Raw genomic sequence first — 16,957 nt, 5'->3', positions numbered from 1 at the left:
ACCGATCCGGTACACCTGGATGGCCGCGCCGACGGCCACGGCCAGGGCGATCACCAGTCGATGTCCGCGGCCCTGTTCGCCGTCATCTACAACGCGACGATCACCGTCGCCCTGATTCCGCTCGCCCTGCGCGGCGTGCGCTACCGGCGAACCAGCGCCTCTGCTCTGCTCATCCGTCACCTTTGGATCTACGGCTTGGGCGGGATCACCGTGCCGTTCCTCGCGATCAAAGTGATTGACACCGCCTTTGCCCGGTTCATTCCGGGGATCTGAGCAGAGGGTCTGACTATGAGTCGACTGACCGCTTGGCTGCCCCAGTTGTCGACCGCAGCCCGGGGCATCGCCCTCTTGATCGGGCTGCATATTCCGCCGTCCCCGAGACCAGCACCGGCCACTTCGTGGTGCCGAGCCCTTCGGTGCTGTGCCGGACCAGGCATGCCGCCGTGACCAAGTGACCAGCGCGTGCTCGTGCCGCTTGCCGTGGTCGCCCGAAGACGGTGTAGATCAGGCCGACCCAGAAATTGCTGACCGTAGCCGCCGGAGTGCGGGGCCAGCGACGCTCTTCTCCGGTGACGGCGGCGGCTTCTTCAACGCCAGCAGCGGTCCAAGCCTGCTTCAGGCTGCCGATCATCCGGCCGTAGGTGCGGATGCGGGCGATCGGGATCAGCAGCATCAGCACGATCTCTTGTACGGACTGCTGATGGCCGTCATGATCGCCGTCTTCATCGGCGGCCTCATGGTCGGCGCACCCCGGAGTACCTGCGCAAGCGACTCGGCGTCGCCGAGATGCGCTACGTCGTCCTCTACGCGCTGGTCGCGCCCACGGTGATCCTGGCCTGCACGGCGATCGCCATCGCACTGCCCCAGGACGGGGCAGCCGACATGGGTAACCCAGGGCCGCACGGCCTCACCGAGCTGATCTACGCCTACACCAGCAACGCCTACACCAGCAACGCCCACACCAATGGCAGCTTGATGGCCGGCTTCAACAGCGCCACCACCTTCCACAACGGCCTGATGACGCGCGCCATGCTGCTGGCGCGCATCCGCCGAACCCCATCGCCACAGGTGTCGTGACCGCCCTGGGCGGCCCGCAGGACATCTTCGGCAACCTGGCCGTCTGCGACAGTCAGAGTTTTTCCGTCAGCGGGGCACCATACTTTCTGTGCACCCTCACCGAGGCGCAGCAGGACCTCATCGATGATGTCCACACCGCAGTTGCGGCCGCCCAGCTGGTCACCACCGGACGCCATCGCATCCTCCGCCTTCAGCGCAACAGCCTCTTCCCTCGTGCCGTGCACGAGTACGACGAAGTCGTCGGCATGAGCCTCTCCGGCCTCTTCGAACGAAGAGGGATATGCGCCTGTACGGAGAGGGGATGAGCCCCGGCCCATTCCGGCGCCGGGACCCGCCATGAGGCGGCCGGCGTACGCCCGTAACCGGCACGGACGACTCGTACCCGGCGCACCCACGCCGAGGCTCGCTCGCGGTGCCATGCTGGAGAGGACAGCCTCATCAGCCACGAGCGGCCATGGCGAGGCAGCGATGAAAACCAGCGACCAAGGCCAGGGACAGGACCCGTCCGCCATGTCCTCCGACTCTTGGGGAGACCGCACCTTCGGGAGCGGAGAGTGGCAGTCTGGCCACTCTCTGGTGGCACAGTTCCTGGCCCGGTCTCCGATCGGCATGGCCTTCATGGACACCGACCTGCGCTACGTCTGGATCAACGATGCCCTGGAGCAGCTCGGCGGCGTGAGCCGCGAGGAACGCCTGGGCAAGCGTCTGGGCGATGTGCTGCCACGGCTCGACGCGCTCGCCATCGAGTCGGTCCTGCGGGAGGTGCTGGAGACCGGGCGGCCCGCCGTCGACGTCGAGTACCACGGCCGTACGCGAGCCGAACCCGACCGCGAACACGCCTACTCCACGTCGTTCTTCCGGCTGGAGGACGACTCGGGCGCGGTGCGGGGGGTCTGCTACATGGTTCTCGACGTCACCGACCGATGGCGTGCCCGGGAGTATCTCGCACTGCTGAGCAGGGCAGGAGCGTGGACGGCCAGGACCCTCGACGTCTTCAGCCTCGCAGAGGGCCTGGCAGAGGTGTGTGTTCCGGACCTGGCCGATCTGATCACCGTGGACATCTTCGACTGCGTGCTGCAAGGCGAGTCCCCTGACGGAGCGTTGTCCGGCGTCGAACGGCTGCGGCGGGTCGCGCGCAGGGGCACCGACGGCGACGGGCCGGAGGGGATCGCGGCAGTCGGGCGTCTGGTGCAGTTCCCGCTGGGTTCACCGGGCGCGCAGTGCCTGTCCGACGGGACCCCTCGCAGAGAAGCCGTGCCCGCGCAGGGGTGCGCAGGCTGGATCGCCACCGATGCGCTGCTCGGAACGGCCGCACCGATCCTCAGCCCGTGTGCGCTGATGCTGGTCCCGGTCAGGGCACGCGGCAGTGTGGTGGGGATGACGACCCTGCTCCGTCGTGCGCCGCGCGAGGCGTTCGACGACGACGACCTCCTTGTGGTCGACGAGATCGTCGGACGGGCTGCGCTCGGTGTGGAGAACGCCCGCCAGTTCACCAGGGAACGCAATACCGCGCTGGCATTGCAACGCTTCCTGCTGCCACGCCGGATCGCGGCGCAGGTGACGGTCGAGGTGGCGACGCGGTATCTGCCCTCAGGCGGAGGTGTGGGCGGCGACTGGTTCGACGTCATCCCGCTCTCCGGGGCACGGGTCGCCCTGGTGATCGGTGATGTGGTCGGACACGGCATCAACGCAGCGGCGTCGATGGGCCGACTGCGCACCGCCGTGCGCACCCTTGCCAATCTCGACCTGGCGCCCGAGGAGATCCTGGCCCACCTCGACGATCTGATGCTGGGGCTCATCGCCGAGGAATCCCCGGAGGACCACGGACAAGCGCCGTCGGAACTCGGTGCGACCTGCCTGTACGTGGTCTACGATCCGGTGGCCCTCACGTGTGTCATGGCGCGGGCCGGTCATCCGCCACCCGCCGTCGTCGGTCCTGACGGGCCGGTGGTCCTCCCCGATCTCCCTGCGGGTCCGCCGCTCGGTCTGGGAGGTCTGCCGTTCGAGTCCTCAGAGATCGAGCTGGCGGAGGGAACCCTGCTCGCTCTGTACACCGACGGCTTGTTCGAGGTCCGCGGCCAGGATCCGGACGTCGGTCTGGCACGGCTGTGCGCGGCCCTGGCGAGCCCTGACCGGCCGTTGGAGGACATGTGCGGTGAGCTGCTGGACAGGCCGGACACCGAGGGGCGGGACGATGACGTGGCCCTGCTGATTGCACGCATCCACGGGCTCGGCGCGGACCGGGTGACTTCATGGGATCTGCCCTCCGACCCGGCTGCCGTGTCCGGCGCGCGCGCCATGGCGGGGCGGTGTCTCGAAGCCTGGGGCCTGAGTGACTTGGTGTTCACCACGGAACTCCTGGTGAGCGAGCTGGTCACCAACGCCATCCGCTACGCCTCGGGTCCCATCCGCCTGCGACTGATCCGCGAGTCCGTCCTGACCTGCGAGGTCTTCGACTCGAGCAGCGTCTCACCACGGCTGCGGCATGCACGTACCCTGGACGAGGGCGGGCGTGGCCTTTTCCTCGTGGCGCAGCTGTCGCGACGCTGGGGTACGCGCTACACCACGGACGGCAAGATCATCTGGGCGGAGCAGGAGATCCGGCAGAACGTGGTGGCATGACGTGCGTCGGTTGCGACCGTTCCCTTCCGGGACATCAGGCTGCTAGGGCGTAATCACGGTGGGAGATCCAAAGCAGATGACGTCCGCGTCTTCTACCAGCAGTTCTTACAGATGCTGGAGCAAGCGAACCCAGTTGGCGACATCTACGTGATCACAGACAACCTGTCCTCACACAACAGCCTGTCCATCCGGGCCTGGCTCGAGGACCACCCCCGCATCCGGCACGTCTTCATACCCGTCGGAGCATGCTGGCTCAACCTCCAGGAAGGCTGGTGGCGGATCTTCCGCAAGGCCGCTCTTGCCGGCCAGACCTTCGCTGGGCCCGACGAGATCGCCCAGGCCACCGAACTCGCAACAGCCCAGCTCAACGCCCGAGCCAGACCCTGGATCTGGGGCAAACCCGTCCCGCCAGCCCGACACCTACGCCGCCGCTATACGTACCGCCTTTGAGGAACTCAGCATTAGTAGTGCTTTGTTAGGTGGTGTCGTACGGCTGACATGGGGTGGGTTGAGGTTGTGGAGCCTCTGATCTGCGGCAACGGATTAATCGGCGTGCTTCCCGACAGGCCCGTCGGGCATCATCACGGGATGATCGGCAATCGGATCACCCATCGCATGGCGGACGGCGTCCGTATCCCCGGAACCTGGCGCCACGCGTTCATATACAACGGCGGCACCTACTTCCTCACCGACCTCTTCATCTACGCCGACGGTCTCGTCGACTGCTGGGAACTGGTCACGCTCGACGAGTTCGAGAAGAAGCTCCGCAGCGGGTGGGTGGCCACCAGCCTTCCCGACGGCGGATCGGCGTCCGCGCACCACCTGGCTTCGTGGACCTTCGGTGAGCCGGACACCTGGCTGACCCCGGAGCTGCTGCTCGCCGAAGTCCGCGACACCGTCGACGAGCTGAACGGTCGCCCCGATTCGACCCGTCGTTGCCTGGCCGCCGTGGAAATGTTCCTCACCGAGCGTACGGAGGAGAACCGGTCCGCGGCCAGGGCCGCCTATCTGGCCATCCCCGAGACCGTGCGTCACTACGCTCTCGGCGACATGGACCGCAAGGACCGCCCCCTGCAGGTCCTGGTGACGGGGCCGGGCGGTCGTTTCCCCTGCCGGGCCGACGAAAGGGTTTCGCAGGAGGAGTACGACGAGGCCGTCGCGTACTTCGAGGAGCGGCGCCGACGGCTGGCCGAGGCACCTTCGCGGGTGCCGGCGGACGGGGTGGTGAACTCCTTCGCCCCCGCGGTGAAGCTGTACCACTCGTATCCGCAGCGCGCGCTCGAGCACCCGGACAAGCGGTGCCTGCGTAATGACTACCCCGCACCCATCACCCTGGACGACGTCACCTATCCGTCGGTGGCGCACGCCTACTGGGCCCAGTCCGTCGCCGAACCGGAGGCGCGCATCTCGGTCGTCACCGCGGCGACGGGGGCGAAGGCCCACACACTTGCGGCCAGGGCGACGCGACGGGAGGGCTGGGAGCGGATCCGCACGGCAGTCATGGCCCGATTGCTGCGCGCCAAGTACGAGCAGCACTCCGACCTCGCCACGGTCCTTACGGCCACGGGTGACGCGTCCTTGCTCTACGACGACGCGGACTCGGATTTCTGGGGCGACAACGGAGGCCGGGGCCGGAACTGGACGGGTCGCCTCCTGGAACTCGTCCGGTCCGAACTGCTGGCCAGCCAGGCCCGCGTCGACTAGCTCAGGGCTGTCCCGTAATCCCTGGTGGATCAGCGCGCGGCGTCGGATGCGGTGCATCGCAAGGCGGAGGACCGTCCTCATACTGGGTGTATTCGGGCGTTCCGACAACGCAGCGAGGTGCCGTAGCCGGCGTCGTGCGCCCGCCAGGGATTACGGGACAGCCCATAGCTTGATCTTTAACCTCGGAGGTCGAACGGCTCCTCGTACTTGATCACTCGGACTGGCAACCGCCTTACACGAGGGCGGCCTTCGGCCGAGCATGTGATCCGACCAAGGAACACACAAGCTCAGCACGAAGGCCGTGGGGATGAGTCTGTTACATCACGCTGTCCGGCAGGATCCGTTTGCGGAACTGTCACGCTTCCGGGGCGATTTCTACTCCTGCCTGACCCGGCGTGCGGATGCGTTGTTCGAGCTTGCGGATGCCGTGTTGTGTGCGGATGGCCCGGTCCGGTCACTGGTGGAGCTGTCGCTGGTGGGCGAACACCGTCGCGGACACGGTGGCCTCTACGACGCCTTGGCCGCAGGCCGCCTCGAGGTCGCCCGGCTCCGGCGAGCCCTGGCCGCGATCCCGTTGCCGCGGGCGGCGGACGGTCGGCTGGTACTGGCGGCCGACATCACCTGCTGGCTGCGGCCCAGCGCGCACACCTCACCGCAGCGGATCCTGTGCCACACCTACGGCCGGGGCAAGGACCAGCACATTCCCGTTCCCGGCTGGCCCTACTCGGTGATCTGCGCGCTGGAGACCGGGCGCAGTTCCTGGACCTGCGCCTGCCGAAAACTCATCCGCGCTGGTGGGAGCCGGTGTGCACGGTGTAGGCGATGTCCACGGCGGTCGCTTGAGCCAGTGCCCTCGCGTGGTTGTCGATCACCACGGCATGATGATCGACCATGCTGCTTCGACTGGCTTACCTGGGCATGGCGAACGCGTTCGCCATGCTGCGCCTGGTACCGATGAGCGATCGAGAGAAGGACGCGGAGATCCTTGCCCTGCGCCATCAGGTCACGGTCCTGGAACGCCAACTGGGCGAGAAGAGGGTGCGGTTCACCCTGAGCGATCGGGCATTCCTGGCGGCGCTACTGCACCGACTCCCGAGGGATGTGCTCCGCAGAGTGCGGCTGCTGGTACGCCCGGACACGCTACTGCGCTGGCATCGCGACCTTCTCGCACGCCGCCACGGCGCCGCCTCCCGACCCAAGCGCTCAGGACGACCGCGGGCCGTGCACTCCATCCGGGCCCTGGTATTGCGCCTGGCGAACGAGAACCCCAGTTGGGGCTACAGGAGGGTGCATGGCGAGCTGCTCGTACTGGGGGTGAAGGTGGCCGCGTCCACCGTCTGGGAGATCTTGAAGGAGGCCGGGATCGATCCCGCGCCCCAGCGCTCCTCCAGCACCTGGGCCGACTTCCTGTGCTCACAGGCAGACGCCCTGCTCGCATGCGACTTTTTCGAGACGGTCAACCTGTCCGGGGCGCGGCTGTACGTCTTCGCCGTTATCGAGCACACCAACCGACGGATCCGGATCCTGGGCGCCACCGCGCACCCGACCGCCTCCTGGGTGGCGCAAGCCGCGAAGAATCTCGTCATGGACCTCGAGGACGCCGGCTGCCGGGCCCGGTTCCTGATCCGGGACAGGGACGGCAAGTTCCCGGCCCTGTTCGACGCGATCCTCAAGGACGCGGGGATCGAGGCCGTGCTCAGCGCTGTCCGGACGCCGAGGATGAACTCGATCATGGAAAGATGGGTGCAGACCTGCCGACGCGAGCTCCTGGACCGCACCTTGATCTGGAACCAGCGCCATCTGCTGCATGCCCTGCGCGAGTTCGAGCAGTTCTACAACTCCCACCGCCCACACCAGGGCATCGCCAACACTCGGCCGCTACGCCCCTTGCCCACACCGATCACCGATCCGGACGAGATAGCCCGCCTCGACATACGCCGACGCGAACGGCTCGGCGGCATCCTGAATGAGTACCAACATGCAGCGTGAGCAGCATGGATGGGGTTTCCGGCAAGCGCAACGTCGAGCCCGACAGGTACGAGCCGACGGTGACCGTGCCGGAGTAGAGGGTCTTGCCGGTGCCGGTCTCGATGCCCTGGTACTCGTGGAGCTTCTTGCCGGTGGCGGCGCCGGGGCGACCGCACGAATGGGGGGCCGTGCGGAAGATGTGAGTTGCGGTGCGGGTGATCCGTGCGGTGGAAGCGTGGCATAAAGGTCGCGTACATGTCAGGATCCCGAGGTGATGTTGGCCGAAAGTCGTCTGCCTGATCTGTGTTTCGGCGCAATGAACGGGCGCCCTTCCGGATGCGCAATCTCCGGAACGGCGCCCTGTCCTCGAGGTTCGAGTGACCTAGCGGAGGGTTTTACGGGAAGGTCAACTTCCAGCCATCGATGTACCCGGTGTCACCGGCGTACAGGTCCTGGACCTTCAGCTGCCAGGTGCCGTTGGCCGGGGCGGAGGACGCGTTGACCGAGTAGGTCTGGTGCACGTCGGCCGCCGAGTCGGAGATGCTGTTGTTCTTCAAGCGGTACGACGTCCCGTTCGGGGCGACCAGGTCGATCCGGAGGTCACCTCGCCAGGTGTGCACGATGTCGACCGTGACCTGAAGGTTCGACGGGGCGTTGCCGCTCACCCCGGAGACGGTGATCGGCGAGGTGACCGCCGGGCCGGCGTCCGGGATCGACACGTTGGACTGGTTCTCGAACACGGTGCCGCCGGGGTTGCCGCCGCCACCGGAGCGCGAGCCGACCGCGACCGCCGCCCAGGCGTCCATCACCGCGTTGTACTCGGGGCTGGAGGTGCCGTACAGCTCACCCGCCGCCGCGAGCGTGCCGGTGCGGGCCGCGGCGTAGTTGGTGGAGGCGGTCCACTTGGTGGTCAGCGCCCGGTACCAGATCTGCAGCGCCTTGGCCCGGCCAATGCCGGTGACCGGAAGCCCGTCCACCGTGGGCGAGTCGTAGCTGACGCCGTCGATGACCTTGGCGCCGCTGCCCTCGCTGAGCAGGTAGAAGAAGTGGTTGGCGATACCGGACGAGTAGTGCACGTCCTTGTTTCCGGCGGTGGAGGTCCAGTAGTCGAGGGAGGCGCCGTCCTTGCTGGGCTTGTCCATGTAGCGCAGCGGGGTGCCGTTGCCGTTGATGTTGATCTTCTCGCCGATGAGGTAGTCACCGGGGTCCGAGGCGTTGTTGGCGTAGAACTCCATGCCGGTGCCGAAGATGTCGGACGTGGCCTCGTTCAACCCGCCGGACTCGCCGCTGTAGGTGAGGTTCGCGGTGGCGGAGGTGACACCGTGGCTCATCTCGTGGCCGGCGACGTCCATCGAGGTCAGCGGGTTGTTGTTGGCCGAGCCGTCGCCGTAGGTCATGCAGAAGCAGCTGTCGTCCCAGAAGGCGTTGACGTAGTTGTTGCCGTAGTGGGTGCGGGAGTAGGCGCCCACGCCGTCATTGCGGATGCCGCTGCGACCGAAGGTGTTCTTGTAGAAGTCCCAGGTCTCGGCGGCGCCGTAGTGCGCGTCCGCGCCCGCGGTGGCGGCGTTCGTGTTGGTGCCGTCGCCCCAGGTGTCGTTCGTCTGCGAGAACAGCGTGCCGGTTCCGGACGAGCCGTGGTTGAGGTTGTACGTCTTGTGGCCGCCGCGCGCGCCGTCGGTCATCGTGTACGTCGACCCCGACTGCGTGGTGGTCAGGGGGACCTGCCCGCTGTACCGGGTGTTGCCGGTGCCGGTCTGGATGCCCTGGTAGCGGTAGAGCTCCTTGCCGGTGGAGGCGTCGGTGATGACATGCAGCTGGTTGGGGGTGCCGTCGTCCTGGAGGCCGCCGACCACCGTCTCGTACGCGAGAACCGGCGTGCCGCTCGCCGCCCAGATCACCTTGCGGGGGGCGCCGTCGGCATCGGTCCGCGTCGAACCCGCGTCCTTGGCGGCGGCCAGCGCCTGCTGTTCCGCCTTCGAGGCGGCGATCGAGGGTGCGAGCGAGGCAACCTTGATGGTGGCCTTGGAGCCCCTGATGACCTGCTTGGTCTTCCCGGCCGAAGTAGTGTCGACGATCATGTCGCCGCCGAGGACGGGGAGTCCGGCGTACGTGCGCTCGTAGCGCGTGTGGACGGTCCCGTCGCCGTCCTTGACGACGTCCCTGACGACCAGCTTCTCCTGCGCGCCGAGGCCGATGTCGCGGGCGGTGTCGGCCTTCGCCGCGTCGGCGGTGCGGATCAGTTCGGCGCGCTGCGAGGGGGAGAGCTTCACGGCCGTGTGGGCGGGGTTGATCTTCGACGGGGCGGGCCCGGCCGGGGCGGCGCCCGCGGTGCCCGCCTGGACGGCGGCGGCCAGCAGGGCGGAGACGCCGACGAGGGCGACCACCGCGGCACGACGGGAGGGGGCGTGGGCGGTGGGTCTGCGAGAGGAACTGCGTCTCAACACTGTCTCCTTCTGCGTGGCCGCGGATCGCGCGGCCAAGGGGGGCCGGACGGCGGGTGACCGTCCGGGCAGAACAAGGCGGAACGCGGAACCAGATGCACGAAGGTGATGAGCCACGACACAGCGGTGGCACAGCGGGGCTGCTGTGGAGTGACCTTGGGAAGCCTGACAGGAGAACGCGTGAACTGTCAGGTGCGCATCAAGAACTTGGCTGGAATCGGTCGTTGGTCGGATGGTCATGTTCGCTGTACGAACCGTTCACCGAAGTGGGTCGGCGCCGCCGGTCCGTCATCCGTGCCACGAGCGCCACAGCGCCGCGTCCGCCCCGTCCGCCGCCACCAGGTTGTCGCGCGGCCCGACCTCGGTCAGTCGGCCGTCCTCCATCACCGCCACACGGTCAGCGTCGTGCGCGGTGTGCAGGCGGTGCGCGATGGCGATGACGGTACGGCCCTCCAGCACGGCGGTCAGTGCGCGTTCGGTGCGGCGGGCGGTAGTCGGGTCGAGGAGGGCCGTCGCCTCGTCGAGGATCAGGGTGTGCGGATCGGCCAGAACCATCCGGGCCAGGGCCAGTTGCTGGGCCTGGGGAGCCGTCCGTACGGTGGCCGCCCTCGCCCAGCGCGGTGTCCAGACCCTCGGGCAGCTCGCGCACCCAGTCGTCGGCGCCGACGGCGGTGAGGGCCGCCCACGGCTCCTCGTCCGTGGCGGACGGCTCGGCGACCCACAGATTGTCGCGTACCGTGCCCAGGAAGACATGGTGCTCCTGGGTGACCAGGACGACCTGACGGCGCGGCCGCTCCGGTGCGAGACCGGCCACCGGCACCCCGCCCACGGTCACCGAACCCGAGGTCGGCGCGTCGATGCCCGCCAGCAGCCTGCTCAGCGTCGTCTTTCCGGCGCCGGAGGGGCCCACCACCGCCAGTCGCTCCCCGGGCCGCACGGTCAGGTCCACCCCGCGCAGCACCTCGCCTCCGCGGTCGTAGGCGTAGCGCACCCCGGTCACATCGATCCGGTCGTCCGCCGGAGCGGGACCCTCGCCCTCCGGCACCGAACGGGGGAGCCGGGCGAGCCCCTCCACCCGGGCGAAGGAGGCGCCGCTGCTCTGCAGTTGCTCGACCCGCACCAGGATCTCGTCGAGCGGCTGGCTGAACTGGCGCAGATACAACGCCACCACCGCGCCCAGACTCACCGTCCCGTGCGCGTGCAGCACCCCGCCGATCAGCAGCACCCCCGCCACGGGCAGGGCGTACGACGCCTCCACCACCGGGAAGAACACCGTGCGCAGGTACAGCGTGTAGAAGCGGGTTCGCCGGGAGGTCTCCAGCGCCTCGCGGCTCGCGGCGGTCCGCAGCTCCCCCAGCCGGAAGACGAGAGCGGCGTACGAGGGGTAGCGCGGGTCGTCGCGGAGATAGCCCGTCGAGTAGATCTGCACGCAGGTGGCGACGACGCCGACCAGGATGGCGACGAGGGCGGCGAGGCCGTCGATCTGCAGGGCGAGTTCGATGGGGACCGAGCCGGTGGGCGTGAGCTCGGTGGCCGTGTCGATGACCCGGCCACCGCCCTGGCGTGCGGCGACCAGCACCGCCGGTACGAGTGAGGTGAGGGTCGGCAGGACGGCGAGCGGGCGGGCGAAGCCGGGGGCCGTGCGGCCGAGCAGCAGGCCGGCCATGGCGCCCCCCGAGGCCACGGTCCACGTCGTCTTCTTCTCCACCGAGCTGGACGGCATCGGCGAGCTCACCCTCACCGAGCACGAGAGCAAGATCGACGGCCTCCACTCGGCCCTCGGCCGCATGGGCCGCACCAGCTACCACGCGGCGGTGGAAGCGGTCGTCACCCACCACGAGAAGTCCTCGGATCCCGTCCTGCCCGCCCTGGTGATCTTCCAGACGGACGGCGCCCCGGACACGAAGACGCCCGCCACCCAGGCGCTCACGGCCGCCGCGAAGGACCACGCGGCCGTCTTCTTCTCCTTCATCGCCTTCGGCGACCCGGAGAACAAGGCCTTCAACTACCTCCGCAAGCTCGACCGCCTTGCGGGCGTTCTTCGCGACCGTCGAGCCCTCGCCGGGTGCGGCGGCCGCGATCTGGCCGAGCCCGCTCGGTCAGGGTACGGCGCTGGGCCTGCGGATGGGCCGATAGGCCGGCTGTTGCGGGGGCGGTGCTCGTCACGGTGTTCCTTCGCTGGGTGGCCGTGGCCGTCGGGTGGGGGCCCGGCCGTCCTGCGCGGGGCGGGTGGCCGGACTACGGGCGGTGCGGGGACGTTCCTCTGACTGTCAAGCCGCCGGCGCGAGATCGGTCTGTGTGATTCGTTCCGTTGGTGCGGTGGTCAGGGCGCGATAGACCTCGCGGGCGACGAGTCGTCAGGCAGCACCGTACGGTGACCGGCGCCCGGCACGGAACGTCGGCCCGGTCGGCGGCATCGTCTCAGCGGCACACCGGTCGCTGCGTGGCGGTGGGGCCGCCGCTCATGCCAGCTCTCCGACGTCCACGGGCAGCTCGGCCAGGCGCCATTCGAGCATGCCGTCGTCGAGACGGATCGCGCGTCGACCGCGGTCGGTCAGCAGGCGCACCGCGTCGTAGGCGAGGACGCAGTACTCGCCACGGCAGTACACGACGATCTCGGTGTCCTCGGGCAGTTCGTTGATCCGCTCGACCAGCTCCTCCATCGGGATGGAGAGCGAGCCGGGGATATGGCCGGCCCGGTACGCCGTGCTGGGTCTGGACCCCCTGTACGTCGCCAACGAGGGCAAGCTGGTGACGTTCGTACCGCGCGAGCACGTCGACGCCGTCCTGGACGCGATGCGGGTACACCCGCTGGGTACGGAGGCGAGGGTCATCGGAGAGGTGGTGGCGGACCATCCGGGCATGGTGGTGGCTCGCACCGGCCTGGGCGGCACACGGGTGGTCGACCTGCCGATCGGGGAGCAACTGCCGAGGATCTGCTGAGGGTTGGTCAGCCGCGGGCGCCCGGCCCGCGCCGCCGGGCCCCTGGGCGGGACAGCGGCGCCGCCGCCCGTCCCGGGGTGCCGGGCGCCCGGCGGAAGAGCGGACGGCGGGGGCGGCATCCCGGACCCTATGCTGATCACAGAGCTCGATGGGAGCGAAGTGATCATGGCCGAAGACGACGGGAAGCTGGCCGAGGGGCAGCGGCGCCACTGGCAGGACACCTACGCCGCCCATCCCGGCATGTACGGTGACGCTCCCTCCGACCCGGCCGTCCACGCCGCACAGGTGTTCCGCTCGGCCGGGGCCGCGGACGTCCTGGACCTGGGCGCCGGGCATGGCCGCGACGCCCTGTACTTCGCGCGCGAGGGCTTCGCCGTCCGGGCCGTCGACTTCAGCCCGATCGGCCTGGCGCAGTTGCGGGGTGCCGCCCGCGCCCAGGGGATCCGGGGACGGGTGACTACCACGGTGCATGACGTGCGGGAGCCGCTGCCGCTGCCCGACGCCTCCGTGGACGCGGTCTTCGCCCACATGCTGCTCTGCATGGCCCTGTCCACCGAGGAGATCCACGCACTGGTCGACGAGGTGCGCCGGGTCCTGCGACCCGGTGGCATGTTCGTCTACACCGTGCGGCACACCGGCGACGCCCACTTCGGCGCCGGAACCGGGCACGGCGACGGCATCTGGGAGAGCGGTGGCTTCGCGGTGCACTTCTTCGCCCGGGATCTCGTCGACGCCCTCGCCGACGGCTGGGAATCGAACGAGGTCCACGCCTTCGTGGAGGGCGGACTTCCCCGCCGTCTGTGGCGCGTCACCCAGACCCGGCCGCGGTAGCGCCGCCGCGCGCTGACCACGACGGCACTTCTTGCACCAGGAGAGCGTGAATGGTCTCCGCCGCTTGTGGGTACGGCCTACCAGGTTGTGGTGGTTCCGGTCGCGTTGGCGGGTTCAGGTCATGCATTTGCCACGCACGGCCCTCTTGTCGAGGACATGCCCATGATGCATTAGTTATCTCGGTGGATGAATCCATCCACTGTCGACCGAGAACCAGCGCACGGGTCGACCCCAGCTCAGCAGCATGGGAGTCACACATTGCGCACTTCTAGGTATTCCAGACCGGCCGCGCGGAAGAACTCCGCACGGTTGGCTGCGTTGACCGCGACGGCCATCGCCGTCCTGGGTTTCCCCGTCGCCCAGGCGACCAGCGCCACGGCAGTCACTCAGGGCACCGCAGCAACCGCGGCCATCGGCTCGCACGGCGAGGTTACCGGCGCCGTCACCGACAGCTCCGGTAAGGCGCTCGCCGGCGCCTCCGTCGTGGCCGGTGACTACCGGGCGACCACCGACGCCCAGGGTCACTACACCCTGACGATCCCGCCCGGTACGTATGACATGGCGGCGTACGGCTACGGGTACAAGGCCAAGAAGGTCCGCGGCGTCGTCGTCGACGCGGACGGTACCGTCACGACCAACTTCGCGCTGGACGCGGTGCCCCACCAGACCGTCACCGGTAAGGTGACCGATGGCTCAGGCCACGGCTGGCCGCTCTACACGAAGATCACCATCAACGACGTGCCCGGCGCCCCGGTCTTCACCGACCCGTTCACCGGCGAGTACAGCGTCGACCTGCCCGAGGGCAGCGACTACACCCTGAACTTCACGTCCGTGTACCCCGGCTACAAGGCCGTCACCAAGCAAGTGACCGTGGATGACGCGGCGCAGACCGTGAACGTCTCGGTCCCGGCGGACGCCCAGGCGGCCAAGGCGCCCGGTTATGAGGTCAAGCGGTCCGGCCCGACCGAGCCCTTCGACTCCACCACCGACGCCCCCGCGGGCTGGAGCATCGTCAATGCCGACGGCACCACCGGCGGCTGGTCCTTCACCGACATCGGTAACCGGGGCAACAAGACCGGTGGCTCCGGCGCCTTCGCCATGGTCGACAGTGACAAGATCGGCAGTGGTAAGAAGCAGGACAGCTCGCTGATCACCCCGGTCTTCGACCTGACCGGTAACAACAGCCCGCAGCTGGAGTTCGACACCGACTACAAGAGCTTCAGCAACCAGACCGGCAACATCGACGTCACCACCGACGGCGGTGCGACCTGGACCAACGTCTGGAACCGCACCACCACCCTGACCGGCCCGGCCCACGTCGAGGTTCCGCTGACCGACTACGCCGGGAAGCCCGGCGTGCAGCTGCGGTTCCACTTCACGGGTAGCTACGGCTACTGGTGGGAGCTCGACAACGTGTTCGTGGGCAAGCGGTCCTACGAGCCGGTCAACGGTGGTCTGGTGGCCGGTACGGTGAAGGACGCCAACACCGGCGACGGTGTCGTCGGTGCCACGGTCGTCAACACCGACTCCGCGCAGGACAAGGCCACCACCGCGGCCACCCCGGACGACCCGGCGCTCGGCGGCAGCTTCTACTGGATGTTCACGTCCAAGACCGGCAGCCACAAGTTCACCGCCTCCAAGTCGAAGTACGGCGCCGTGGACAAGACGGTGAACGTGGCGGCGGACGCCACCAACAAGGCGGACTTCAGCCTGACGGCCGGCAAGCTGGCGTTCACCCCCGGCTCGGTCGACAAGACCGTCGGCTGGGGCACGAAGGGCACCCAGGACCTGACGGTGAAGAACACCGGCGGGGCGCCCGCCAGCCTCACCCTGGGCGAGCAGCCGGGCGGGTTCACACAGCAGGTCAGCGGCGGCGCGCCGCTCAACCTGGTGGAGGGTGACTACTCCCCGCTCGCCCTCGGCAAGGGCAAGACCGCGGATGCGGCTCCGGCCGCCAACGCGGCGGGTGACGCCTGGCAGCCGGTGGCCAACCTGCCGGGCGCGGTGCAGGACAACATCGGTGCCGTCTACGACGGCAAGGTCTACTCCGGCTTCGGCTACACCGGCAGCGCGGACAGCAACGCGCTGTACGCCCTCGACCCCGGCGCCGGCACTTGGACCAAGCTGGCCTCCGCGGCCGACACCCGTGAGGGCAACCCGGCCCACGGCTTCATCGGCGGCAAGCTGTACGTGGTCGGCGGCTGGGGTGCCAGCGGTGACCCCGACGCCAAGCTGGAGGTCTACGACCCGGCCTCGAACAGCTGGTCCACCAAGGCGTCCTCGCCCAAGCCGTACGCCGGTTCGGGCAGCGCCGTGCTCGGCGGCAAGCTGTACGTCGTCGGCGGCTGCACCAGCACCTGCGGCACCACGGACGTCACGGTCTACGACCCGTCGTCCGACAGCTGGTCCCAGCTCGCTTCCTACCCGGAGCCGATCGCCTGGCAGTCCTGTGGCGGTATCGGTGGCAAGCTCTACTGCGCCGGTGGCAACGGCGGCAGCAGCTCGACCAAGCACGCCTACGTCTACGACCCGGGCGCCAACAGCTGGTCGCCCATCGCCGACATGCCTGCCGACCTGTGGGGCTCGGCGTACGGCGTGGGTAGCGGCAAGCTGGTGATCTCCAGCGGTGTCGTCAACAACAGCTCCGCCATCACCAACCAGGGCTTCGCCTTCGACCCGGCTGCCGGCAGCTGGTCCGCCCTGCCCAACGCCAACACCAGCGTCTACCGCGTGGGTGGCGCCACCGGCTTCTACAAGATCGGCGGCAACCCTGGCGGCAGCGGCGTACCGCCGGTCACCACCGTCGAGGCGCTGCCCGGCTACGACCAGGGTGGCGAGTCCTCGGACGTCTCCTGGCTGTCCACGAGCAAGGACAAGGTGACGCTCCAGCCCGGGGAGAGCACCACGATCACCGTCAGCCTGGACGCCACGGTCGCCGAGGTCACCCAGCCCGGCGACTACACCGCGGCGCTGTCCGTCCAGACCGACACCCCGTACTCGGGCTCCAACGTCGACGTGAAGATGCACGTCAACCCGCCGAAGGACTGGGGCAAGTACGCCGGCACCGTGCTCGGCGAGGACGGCAAGGGCGGCACCACGCCGCTGGCCGGGGCGACCATCCAGATCAACGCCTCGACGACGAGCTACACCCTGCGGACGACCAAGGACGGCACCTACGGCCTGTGGTTCGACAGCCGCCTCAACCCGGTCAAGGTGATCGTGTCCAAGGACGGCTACCAGCCAGTGACCACCACGGTGAAGCTCGCGAAGGGGGGCACCGTCACCGGTAACTTCACGCTGAAGAAGGTCTCGTGACCCAGTTCCGGTGAAAACAGCGCGGGCCGGTCCCTCGGGACCGGCCCGCGTCGCGT

11 protein-coding genes and 4 pseudogenes are annotated in these 16,957 nt (G+C 68.7%); 12 read left to right on the top strand and 3 right to left on the bottom strand.

Translation table 11 applies throughout. The features are described from left to right. The first annotated feature begins 60 nt into the window (after positions 1 to 60). From ACFU6I_RS21715 to ACFU6I_RS21680, 8 genes and pseudogenes are all read left to right on the top strand, one after another. Complete coding sequence (locus ACFU6I_RS21715) at positions 61 to 273, top strand: hypothetical protein (RefSeq protein ID WP_384369139.1); 213 nt, start codon at positions 61 to 63, stop codon at positions 271 to 273. A gap of 483 nt (positions 274 to 756) precedes the next feature. Further along, positions 757 to 1,077 (top strand): annotated as a pseudogene (locus tag ACFU6I_RS21710) (potassium-transporting ATPase subunit KdpA); the annotation flags it as partial. After that, on the top strand, positions 1,074 to 1,382 hold the full coding sequence (locus ACFU6I_RS21705; protein WP_384369137.1) for a hypothetical protein: 309 nt from the start codon (positions 1,074 to 1,076) through the stop codon (positions 1,380 to 1,382). The pseudogene ACFU6I_RS21710 and the gene ACFU6I_RS21705, both read left to right, overlap by 4 nt. A gap of 205 nt (positions 1,383 to 1,587) precedes the next feature. Continuing rightward, positions 1,588 to 3,699: a SpoIIE family protein phosphatase gene (locus ACFU6I_RS21700; protein ID WP_384369134.1), complete on the top strand. Its 2,112-nt coding sequence runs from the start codon at positions 1,588 to 1,590 to the stop codon at positions 3,697 to 3,699. Between the two features lie 33 nt (positions 3,700 to 3,732). After that, the gene (locus ACFU6I_RS21695) at positions 3,733 to 4,149 is read left to right on the top strand and encodes a transposase (protein WP_384369242.1); all 417 of its coding nucleotides are present in this window, start codon (positions 3,733 to 3,735) and stop codon (positions 4,147 to 4,149) included. A gap of 138 nt (positions 4,150 to 4,287) precedes the next feature. Continuing rightward, on the top strand, positions 4,288 to 5,403 hold the full coding sequence (locus tag ACFU6I_RS21690; RefSeq protein ID WP_384369131.1) for an NADAR family protein: 1,116 nt from the start codon (positions 4,288 to 4,290) through the stop codon (positions 5,401 to 5,403). Positions 5,404 to 5,710: 307 nt separating this feature from the next. Continuing rightward, a pseudogene (locus tag ACFU6I_RS21685) lies at positions 5,711 to 6,169 on the top strand (transposase); the annotation flags it as partial. A gap of 125 nt (positions 6,170 to 6,294) precedes the next feature. Further along, entirely contained in the window at positions 6,295 to 7,392 is a 1,098-nt protein-coding gene (locus tag ACFU6I_RS21680; protein WP_384369128.1) for an integrase core domain-containing protein, read from the top strand. 374 nt (positions 7,393 to 7,766) lie between these two features. Here the strand turns inward: ACFU6I_RS21680 and ACFU6I_RS21675 are convergent, their stop codons facing one another. Continuing rightward, positions 7,767 to 9,812 (bottom strand): M4 family metallopeptidase, encoded by a 2,046-nt coding sequence (locus ACFU6I_RS21675; RefSeq protein ID WP_384369125.1) that lies wholly within the window; start codon positions 9,810 to 9,812, stop codon positions 7,767 to 7,769. Between the two features lie 236 nt (positions 9,813 to 10,048). Beyond that, positions 10,049 to 11,364: pseudogene (locus ACFU6I_RS21670) on the bottom strand (ABC transporter ATP-binding protein); the annotation flags it as partial. 112 nt (positions 11,365 to 11,476) lie between these two features. On the opposite strand from ACFU6I_RS21670, the gene ACFU6I_RS21665 reads away from it, so the two are divergent. Further along, the gene (locus tag ACFU6I_RS21665) at positions 11,477 to 12,079 is read left to right on the top strand and encodes a VWA domain-containing protein (RefSeq protein ID WP_384369122.1); all 603 of its coding nucleotides are present in this window, start codon (positions 11,477 to 11,479) and stop codon (positions 12,077 to 12,079) included. 195 nt (positions 12,080 to 12,274) lie between these two features. Here the strand turns inward: ACFU6I_RS21665 and ACFU6I_RS21660 are convergent, their stop codons facing one another. Beyond that, on the bottom strand, positions 12,275 to 12,475 hold the full coding sequence (locus tag ACFU6I_RS21660; protein ID WP_345509430.1) for a rhodanese-like domain-containing protein: 201 nt from the start codon (positions 12,473 to 12,475) through the stop codon (positions 12,275 to 12,277). A gap of 40 nt (positions 12,476 to 12,515) precedes the next feature. Here ACFU6I_RS21660 and ACFU6I_RS21655 point away from each other — a divergent pair. The 3 genes and pseudogenes from ACFU6I_RS21655 to ACFU6I_RS21645 all read left to right on the top strand — a co-directional run. Then, positions 12,516 to 12,755: pseudogene (locus tag ACFU6I_RS21655) on the top strand (AIR synthase-related protein); the annotation flags it as partial. A 129-nt stretch (positions 12,756 to 12,884) separates the two neighbouring features. Then, complete coding sequence (locus ACFU6I_RS21650; RefSeq protein ID WP_384369119.1) at positions 12,885 to 13,586, top strand: class I SAM-dependent methyltransferase; 702 nt, start codon at positions 12,885 to 12,887, stop codon at positions 13,584 to 13,586. Positions 13,587 to 13,904: 318 nt separating this feature from the next. Continuing rightward, the gene (locus ACFU6I_RS21645) at positions 13,905 to 16,901 is read left to right on the top strand and encodes a carboxypeptidase regulatory-like domain-containing protein (RefSeq protein ID WP_384369116.1); all 2,997 of its coding nucleotides are present in this window, start codon (positions 13,905 to 13,907) and stop codon (positions 16,899 to 16,901) included. Positions 16,902 to 16,957: the final 56 nt, after the last annotated feature.

The organism is Streptomyces sp. NPDC057486, assembly GCF_042802415.1.
GTDB classification, from domain to species: domain Bacteria; phylum Actinomycetota; class Actinomycetes; order Streptomycetales; family Streptomycetaceae; genus Streptomyces; species Streptomyces yanii.
The sequence above is the reverse complement of the archived record's forward strand: the minus strand, read 5'-3'. Positions and strand labels throughout refer to the sequence as shown.

Bases quoted from the DNA above. Each gene is read 5' to 3' on its own strand.
- ACFU6I_RS21715 (WP_384369139.1), top strand. From the start codon at position 61: ATGTCCGCGGCCCTGTTCGCCGTCATCTACAACGCGACGATCACCGTC.
- ACFU6I_RS21700 (WP_384369134.1), top strand. From the start codon at position 1,588: ATGTCCTCCGACTCTTGGGGAGACCGCACCTTCGGGAGCGGAGAGTGG.
- ACFU6I_RS21690 (WP_384369131.1), top strand. From the start codon at position 4,288: ATGATCGGCAATCGGATCACCCATCGCATGGCGGACGGCGTCCGTATC.
- ACFU6I_RS21680 (WP_384369128.1), top strand. From the start codon at position 6,295: ATGCTGCTTCGACTGGCTTACCTGGGCATGGCGAACGCGTTCGCCATG.
- ACFU6I_RS21665 (WP_384369122.1), top strand. From the start codon at position 11,477: ATGGCGCCCCCCGAGGCCACGGTCCACGTCGTCTTCTTCTCCACCGAG.
- ACFU6I_RS21660 (WP_345509430.1), bottom strand. From the start codon at position 12,475: ATGGAGGAGCTGGTCGAGCGGATCAACGAACTGCCCGAGGACACCGAG.
- ACFU6I_RS21650 (WP_384369119.1), top strand. From the start codon at position 12,885: ATGCTGATCACAGAGCTCGATGGGAGCGAAGTGATCATGGCCGAAGAC.